The organism is Vulcanococcus sp. DEBay_Sum22DG08_74 (assembly GCF_017852955.1).
Lineage (GTDB): Bacteria > Cyanobacteriota > Cyanobacteriia > PCC-6307 > Cyanobiaceae > Vulcanococcus.
The window spans coordinates 1-6,239 of the sequence record NZ_JAFMKL010000097.1 but is presented as its reverse complement, the minus strand read 5'-3'; the positions used below and the strand labels follow the sequence as shown (position 1 = coordinate 6,239).

Annotated in this window: 14 protein-coding genes; 9 read left to right on the top strand and 5 right to left on the bottom strand. The window is 63.0% G+C overall.

Features of this window, described 5'->3' with window-relative positions; all coding sequences use genetic code 11:
* Window positions 1–194, top strand: a 194-nt coding sequence (locus QZ184_RS09455; protein ID WP_296419270.1) for a hypothetical protein, incomplete at its 5' end; no start/stop codon positions are given.
* Window positions 195–396: 202 nt separating this feature from the next.
* On the opposite strand, the gene QZ184_RS09450 is transcribed toward QZ184_RS09455, so the two are convergent.
* Window positions 397–927 (bottom strand): nuclear transport factor 2 family protein, encoded by a 531-nt coding sequence (locus QZ184_RS09450; RefSeq protein ID WP_010316116.1) that lies wholly within the window; start codon window positions 925–927, stop codon window positions 397–399.
* Window positions 928–1,037: 110 nt separating this feature from the next.
* On the opposite strand from QZ184_RS09450, the gene QZ184_RS09445 reads away from it, so the two are divergent.
* The 3 genes from QZ184_RS09445 to QZ184_RS09435 all read left to right on the top strand — a co-directional run bounded on the left by QZ184_RS09445 (window position 1,038) and on the right by QZ184_RS09435 (window position 1,982).
* Window positions 1,038–1,268: a galactose oxidase gene (locus QZ184_RS09445; RefSeq protein ID WP_296419269.1), complete on the top strand. Its 231-nt coding sequence runs from the start codon at window positions 1,038–1,040 to the stop codon at window positions 1,266–1,268.
* 80 nt (window positions 1,269–1,348) lie between these two features.
* Window positions 1,349–1,570 (top strand): hypothetical protein, encoded by a 222-nt coding sequence (locus tag QZ184_RS09440; RefSeq protein ID WP_247477635.1) that lies wholly within the window; start codon window positions 1,349–1,351, stop codon window positions 1,568–1,570.
* Between the two features lie 139 nt (window positions 1,571–1,709).
* Complete coding sequence (locus QZ184_RS09435) at window positions 1,710–1,982, top strand: hypothetical protein (RefSeq protein WP_296419267.1); 273 nt, start codon at window positions 1,710–1,712, stop codon at window positions 1,980–1,982.
* Between the two features lie 2 nt (window positions 1,983–1,984).
* Here QZ184_RS09435 and QZ184_RS09430 read toward each other — a convergent pair whose 3' ends face one another.
* On the bottom strand, window positions 1,985–2,161 hold the full coding sequence (locus tag QZ184_RS09430; RefSeq protein ID WP_296419264.1) for a hypothetical protein: 177 nt from the start codon (window positions 2,159–2,161) through the stop codon (window positions 1,985–1,987).
* A gap of 56 nt (window positions 2,162–2,217) precedes the next feature.
* Between QZ184_RS09430 and QZ184_RS09425 the strand changes: the two genes are divergently transcribed.
* From QZ184_RS09425 to QZ184_RS09405, 5 genes are all read left to right on the top strand, one after another.
* Window positions 2,218–2,493 carry a hypothetical protein gene (locus QZ184_RS09425; RefSeq protein ID WP_296416507.1) on the top strand — a complete coding sequence of 92 codons (276 nt, stop codon included), beginning with the start codon at window positions 2,218–2,220 and terminating at the stop codon, window positions 2,491–2,493.
* A gap of 418 nt (window positions 2,494–2,911) precedes the next feature.
* Window positions 2,912–4,639, top strand: coding sequence for a SulP family inorganic anion transporter (locus QZ184_RS09420; RefSeq protein WP_296416508.1), 1,728 nt, complete (start codon window positions 2,912–2,914; stop codon window positions 4,637–4,639).
* Between the two features lie 24 nt (window positions 4,640–4,663).
* On the top strand, window positions 4,664–4,927 hold the full coding sequence (locus tag QZ184_RS09415; RefSeq protein WP_296416510.1) for a hypothetical protein: 264 nt from the start codon (window positions 4,664–4,666) through the stop codon (window positions 4,925–4,927).
* 204 nt (window positions 4,928–5,131) lie between these two features.
* Window positions 5,132–5,335: a hypothetical protein gene (locus QZ184_RS09410; protein WP_296419262.1), complete on the top strand. Its 204-nt coding sequence runs from the start codon at window positions 5,132–5,134 to the stop codon at window positions 5,333–5,335.
* A 68-nt stretch (window positions 5,336–5,403) separates the two neighbouring features.
* The gene (locus tag QZ184_RS09405; protein WP_296416513.1) at window positions 5,404–5,538 is read left to right on the top strand and encodes a hypothetical protein; all 135 of its coding nucleotides are present in this window, start codon (window positions 5,404–5,406) and stop codon (window positions 5,536–5,538) included.
* Between the two features lie 8 nt (window positions 5,539–5,546).
* On the opposite strand, the gene QZ184_RS09400 is transcribed toward QZ184_RS09405, so the two are convergent.
* The 3 genes from QZ184_RS09400 to QZ184_RS09390 are packed head-to-tail and all read right to left on the bottom strand — an operon-like array spanning window position 5,547 to window position 6,140.
* Window positions 5,547–5,726, bottom strand: coding sequence for a hypothetical protein (locus QZ184_RS09400; protein WP_296419260.1), 180 nt, complete (start codon window positions 5,724–5,726; stop codon window positions 5,547–5,549).
* The gene (locus QZ184_RS09395) at window positions 5,711–5,938 is read right to left on the bottom strand and encodes a DUF3104 domain-containing protein (protein WP_043705725.1); all 228 of its coding nucleotides are present in this window, start codon (window positions 5,936–5,938) and stop codon (window positions 5,711–5,713) included. Before QZ184_RS09395 ends, QZ184_RS09400 begins: the two co-directional genes overlap by 16 nt.
* A gap of 31 nt (window positions 5,939–5,969) precedes the next feature.
* Entirely contained in the window at window positions 5,970–6,140 is a 171-nt protein-coding gene (locus tag QZ184_RS09390; protein ID WP_296416515.1) for a hypothetical protein, read from the bottom strand.
* Window positions 6,141–6,239: the final 99 nt, after the last annotated feature.

Below are 6,239 nucleotides of genomic sequence, written 5' to 3'. Positions count from 1 at the left end.
TGGCGTTCTGGCGCATTTTCTCGCGGGATGAGCAAGGTCAGTCCACCGCTCCGATGCCTGGACAAGGAACCAGCCAGGACATCCTGCAGAGCCTCAGTGATTTTCAGGAAGACTTTGAGAGCTCGGTCCTGATCAACACCGACCTCGACCTTGACTCCATCCGGGAGTTATTCCAGGCCCTGGCCCCGAACTAAGCCAGGGATCGCGGCGAAGGACGTGAGCTGAGCAGGGATTCAGCCAGCCAGATCTCCGTTGCGGTTTTCAGCACCAAGAGGGTGGCGACCAACGTCAACATTCGGAGCATGGTGACAACACCAACTGAGACGACTGTCACACCAACCCCAACCAACAACTGTTGCCGTCACTGCTGAGATCAGCAATCCCACATCTCTGCGCTCAGCCTTCCTGGAAGAAAGGATCCGGGAGCGATGGATCCAGGAGCTTGGCGACGCCGCCTTGTCCCACAACAGGCAGCCCCTCAGGCTTCAGCAAGCCCAACTGCACCAGCACCGTGGCCTGATCCCAGTAGATGTGCTCATAGCTCACCCGATCTCCCTCGATCCCAACGATCACCACAAAGGCCACTTCCACACGCCGCCCTGTGGGCTCGACCCCCGGCAGCATCCAATCCATGGGATGGGTATGGGTGAAGCGGATCACCAATTCATCCACCAGCCGCTCCGCCGAATGGGTGCGCGAAATGGGCGCAAAGGTCACATCGGGCGGGAAAAACTGACCGACCAGGCGATTGGCATAAAAACGGCGGACCCCTTGCGGCCCCGAACCACCCACCATCGTGGGGATGTTCACCAGATGGGGATTGGCGCTCATCGTCGCCAAGGTGCCATCCAGATCTCCCGCTAACTCGGCCTGCATGTGACGTTCAAAAATCGCGTCAATGGCCTGAGCCAAGCCATCTGCCGTCATCGGAAAGCCGCGAAGACCTCCATTGTCAGCAGCGCATTCGGCACGAACAAGCCCTGCCCCTTGCAATGACACCAAGTCAGTAGTAGTACAGGCGTACCTGCGCAGAGCACATGGATGAGTGGGAGTTCATGGAAGCCAGGCTGCTGCGGGCCTCACGCTCAGGCCGCGTCTGCATCACCTGCCAGCACTTCACCTACGGGACCGACGCCCACTGCCGCACCCTGCTGGGCTGCAAGCTCCAGTCCAAGCAGCTCGGCCAAGGCGAACACCTCACGAAGAAATGCCAGCACTGGCTGATCAGACGAGAGCGTCAGCTGGGCTGGTGCCCCGAGGCAGCCTGACCACAGCTCATAACAAGACAGGACGCCTCAGCCAAAGACTGAGAAGCTGTGGACAGCTCGCCTACCAAAGCCCCTCAACCGTGCCCTGGGAACCAACCGAGGACTTCCTCAACAGCGGCTATCAAGACGTCATCGAGCTGGTCGAACGCTGGCGGCAGCAATACGGCGCCGACCACCACGCCTGCGGAATGATGCTGCGCACCATGGGGCTCTCCTACCTGGAGCATTACGGAGAAGGCGGCGACCACAGCAGCACCCACCCCTTCCCCAATCACGCTGGCTCAAGACCACCAAAGCCCTGAGCAAAGCCCAAATCCGCGCAATTTGGAAGAAAAACGGAAGAAACAGGTATTAATCCCTACTCCGCAAGGGGCTGAACTCGATTAGTCCAGAAGGAAGAGGTGAGTGTCCAATCCTTGTCTCCTCCTGCTCCTGATGACCATGACCGAGAACATCCAGGAGCAGGTCAAACGCACAGCCCATGAACGCTGGGTGAGCACCGGACTCGCTGGCCGCCTGGTGCGCCTCTGTCCCGCACTCTTCCCGGACCTGCAATCGGCTGGGCAGTGGGTGAGCGAGCAAACAGGCACGGCGATAGGAGGGATGGGCGGAACGCGGCTGATGCTGCTGCTGCGGGATCACGAACTCAGGCGCATGGTCGAGGAGCAGCACGCCTGCGCCCTGACCTGTGCCATCCAACCCACTCAGGCCTGAGCTCAGGAGCGGGATCTCGAGATCCAGATGCGCTCGAGAACCTGACGGAATTCCGCCTCGCTCAGGGGCTTGGCCAGGGCTCGCCGACGGGCGAGTGCCGTGAGCCACCAGACCTGCAGACCCAGAAACAGCAGTGCCAACACAGCGAGCTCAATCCATCCGCTCTGCAGTGCCGGCATGACGCCCCGAGTGCTTTGACCATCCAACCGCAGAGACTCGCCCTGGGCGTTCAAGCTTGCTAAGAGAACAGCAGTACCTGCATGCGGCGATGGGCTACGTCATTGGCCTGTTGATGGTCTGCCTCCCCTGTGGCTTCATCTCGGCTTCGATCGCGCGCGCCAAGGCGCGTCGATGGGCCCGTTGGTTTTGGGCAGGCCTGCTCTTTGGCCCCCTGGGCCTGATCGGTGCAGCGGGGATGCCTGATCGCAAAAGCCAGGTCTGGCTGCGCTTTTTAGCAGAAGCCCAGGGCTATCAACCCCGCCATCACAAGGACAGCGAAGTGCCTGAGTGAAGCGCTGTAGCTGACGACAGCGCGCAGCATGGCTACGACATGGAGATGTGGCTGATCGGCGCCTGTTTTGCCCTGTTTTGATCTCACGGTTCATTTCCCCGATGGGGATTCAGAACTCCACCTCATTGCCTTTAGCGAAGGTCATGCCTTCAACTTGGCCAGACGGCAATTCGGCAATCGTCCGCTGACGATTCGCAAACGTCCCATGCCGCCGCGGCCCTCCAGCACTGGCGACTGAATTTCGTCATGACTGAGCATTTGCACTCATGACGGGAGGCGATGCCACGGCGTCATAACAGTGCAGGAGACGATCGCCCCGCGACCGCGCTCCAACTCGGGGGCCTCTCTTTGCTGATCCTGGCCCCCACCCCCGAGCCTTGCCATCGCCGGCATCCTGGGGAGAGCTGACGGCGGCAGCATGCGCTCTCCATTCCGCGAGCCCCCCGAGGCGAAGATCTGGCGACTTAGTCGCACCTGGAGCCACAGCTGGCTGAGGAACTGGCGCGGGGACCTCACCGGCGGCATCACAACCGCCGTGGTGGCCCTGCCACTGGCCATGGCCTTTGGCCTGACCTCCGGAGCCGGAGCGATCGCCGGCCTCTGGGGCGCCATCGTTCTGGGCTTCATCGCCGCCCCCCTCGGGGGCACGCCCTCCCAGGTCTCTGGGCCCACCGGTCCGATGACCGTGATCATGGCGGCGGTGATCACGGCGCTGATCGGTCGCTATGGAGCAGAGGCGGGGCTGGCCGTGGCCTTCACCGTGGCCCTGTTGGCGGGCGCCCTGCAGGTGCTCTTCGGGGTCTTCCGCCTGGGGCAGTACATCGTTCAGATGCCCTACTCGGTGATCTCCGGCTTTATGTCGGGGATCGGCGTGATCGTCGTGGTGCTGCAGCTGCCGATCCTGCTGGGCCTCAGCCTCAAAGGCACCATCCCCCAGATCCTGGCGGCCCTGCCCGCTCAGCTGCCCAACCTCAACGGCCTGGCCCTGCTGATCGGCGCCCTGACCTTTGCCCTGATCCGCTCCTACCCCCGGCGCTGGAACCGCTGGCTTCCAGCACCGCTGGTGGCCTTGGTGCTGATCTCAGCGCTCAGCACCCTGCTGCCCGAGGGCTCCATCCCCCGCTTGGGCGCCATCCCCCAGGGGCTTCCGACCCTGCGCTGGCCGCAGCTGCGCTTCGACGACCTCCGCCTGTTGGGCGGTTATGCCATCACCCTCGCCGTCCTGGGCTCGATCGACTCGCTGCTGACCTCCTTGGTGGCCGACAACATCACCCGCACCCAGCACCGCTCGGACCGTGAACTCATTGGCCAGGGGATCGGCAACATGGCTGCCGCCCTGGTCGGGGGTCTGCCTGGAGCGGGCGCCACGATGCGCACCGTCACCAACGTGCAAGCGGGCGGACGCACTCCCCTCTCAGGGATGGTGCACTCACTCGCCCTACTGATCGTCACCCTGGGGGCCGGCTCCTTCGCCTCTGAGATTCCCCTGGCCGTCCTCGGGGGAATCCTGCTGCATGTCGGCCTGGAGATCGTCGACTGGAGCTTCCTCAAGCGCGCCCCTCGCCTGTCCTGGAAAGCCACGGGCCTGATGTGGCTCGTTCTCTTGCTCACGGTCTTTTGGGACCTGGTCACCGCCGTCGTCATTGGGGTTTCCCTCGCCAATGTGATCACCATCAAGGACCAGGCCGATGCCCTCCAAAAAGCCAGCCGGCGCATCACCGGCGGCGATGGAGACACGGACGAGCCGTCCCCCGTCAGGCTCAACGCCGAGGAGCAAGTCCTGCTACGGGAGGCCGGGAGTGAGGTGGCGCTGTTAAGCCTTGCCGGACCACTGAGTTTTGGGGCGAGCCGCTATCTAACCCAACTCCTCCAGGAGAGCTCCGCCTACGCCACCTTGATCCTGGATCTAACAGCGGTTTCCCACCTGGGGGTCACGGCCTCCCTGGCCATTGATGCGGTCTGCCGCGACGCCACGCGCCAGGGACGACGGGTGATCATCGCCGTTCCCCAGGAGCGCTACCGAGAACGGCTCAGGCGGCTCGCCATCACCCGTTTCATCGGCGTCGAGCTCTGCCTCAACCGCCAGGAGGCCCTGCTCAACGCCCGCGCCCATCAGCTTGCAGCCGAATCGGGACAGGCTTCCTAGCTTGACTCCAGTGGAACTGGGCCCTTGAAGCGCACCATCCTCAGCCTGAGCGGCAGCGGACTGCTGCTGCTGACCCTCGCCGCCCCAAGCCCCAGCTTGGCCCAGAAGCGAATCCCCAAGGCCGCAGGCCAGGATCAGTGTCCGCTCGGCTATGTCAACGATTTAGGGAGCCATTGCGTCTCGCCCATCTACTACGAGGTCGCTCCCACCAACGGGCAACCCTGCCGCTCCGGCTGGATGAACATCGGAGCGGGCTACTGCAAGAAGAAGACCCTCGGCATCTTCTAGAACCCGTGAATGTGCCTATGGACCAAGGCTCAGGCACGAAGCCATAACGGTTGTGGAAGCGGTCGAGTACCAACCCGCTATCCGAACGGGGGCCGCCCCCCCTTGAGGCCCCCAACAACAACCCTCCAGCGCTCCCGCCGAACGCTGGGGGGTTTGTTGTTGAAGCAGGTGCCGGACACTGGTGCGCAGCGATGGCCGCCATCCATGCCCTACCGGATCAAGACCCACGACGCCTGGGGCAGCACCCCGGTTGGCGACTTCCCCTCCCTCGATGCCGCCCGTCAGGCCTTCAGCAGCCTCTGCCAAGACCCCTGGTACCGGCAGGACGGAACCGTCAAAGGCCTTGAGCTCCTCGAGATCCAGGCCGATGGCCAAGCCCAACGCCTGGACTGGTTTGCCTTCGCCTAGGTGAATGCGCTCATGCCATTGCAGCCTTGAACTTTTAGCCCTGGAGAAGTTCACTCGCCCAGGCCGCAATGACCCGCTCCCCCGAGCAACAAGACCAGCTGCGCCAGGAGGTCCTTGAGACCGTCAAAGGTGTTCTGCCGCTGCTGATTGCCCTGAGCGCCGCCTGGATCGCGATCGATTTCGCCACCCATCTCGCCAACTGAGGGGACAGCTAGTCCTCGACCTGGCGCCGCTGGTACTCCATGCAGCCCTTGTAATCACGGGCCTTGAGACAGCGTTCATGGGCTGGCGGCGTCGCCTCACCTGACTTGCCAAACAACTGTTCGGTGTCGTCCTCCGACAAGCCAAAAAAGGCAAACAGGACCGGGACCAGGATCAAGCCGCTGAGCATGCGCTGGGGGAAGAAGGCTTCACAACGCCAGTGACGCTGTTGGGGTTCACCGTTCGGATCACCCCCGTGTCCACGCAGGCGATCTGAAAAAAGCTATTGCCATTGTCCCTGGCCCCGCCTTCGCGGTGAATCACCTGACCGACCCACCAGTCCTGCTCAGGGGGCTCGACCAGCACCACATCACCAAGACGCACCGAGAGAAAAGCGGGCATCAGACACCCCAAGCGAACTAGTACAGGCGTTCTAGCTTGCTTGGGCTTTGGTGTCGACCTCGGCCAGGTTGTGGTCCACGCGGGCCAAGCGCTCCATCACCCGATGGAGGTCCAACTCGGAGAGCTCGCCGCTGGCGGTCCACTTCATGCAGGTGGACCCCAGACAATCACGGGCTGCTCCACCGTTCTTAAGGGCTGTCATCGCGACCTCCCACTTCCTGATGGAATCACTCTCAGGGAGCATCCACCGGGCGGCCTACCCCCAGATGGGGGCAGTTCAGCGGACGTAGGTCTGGGCCAA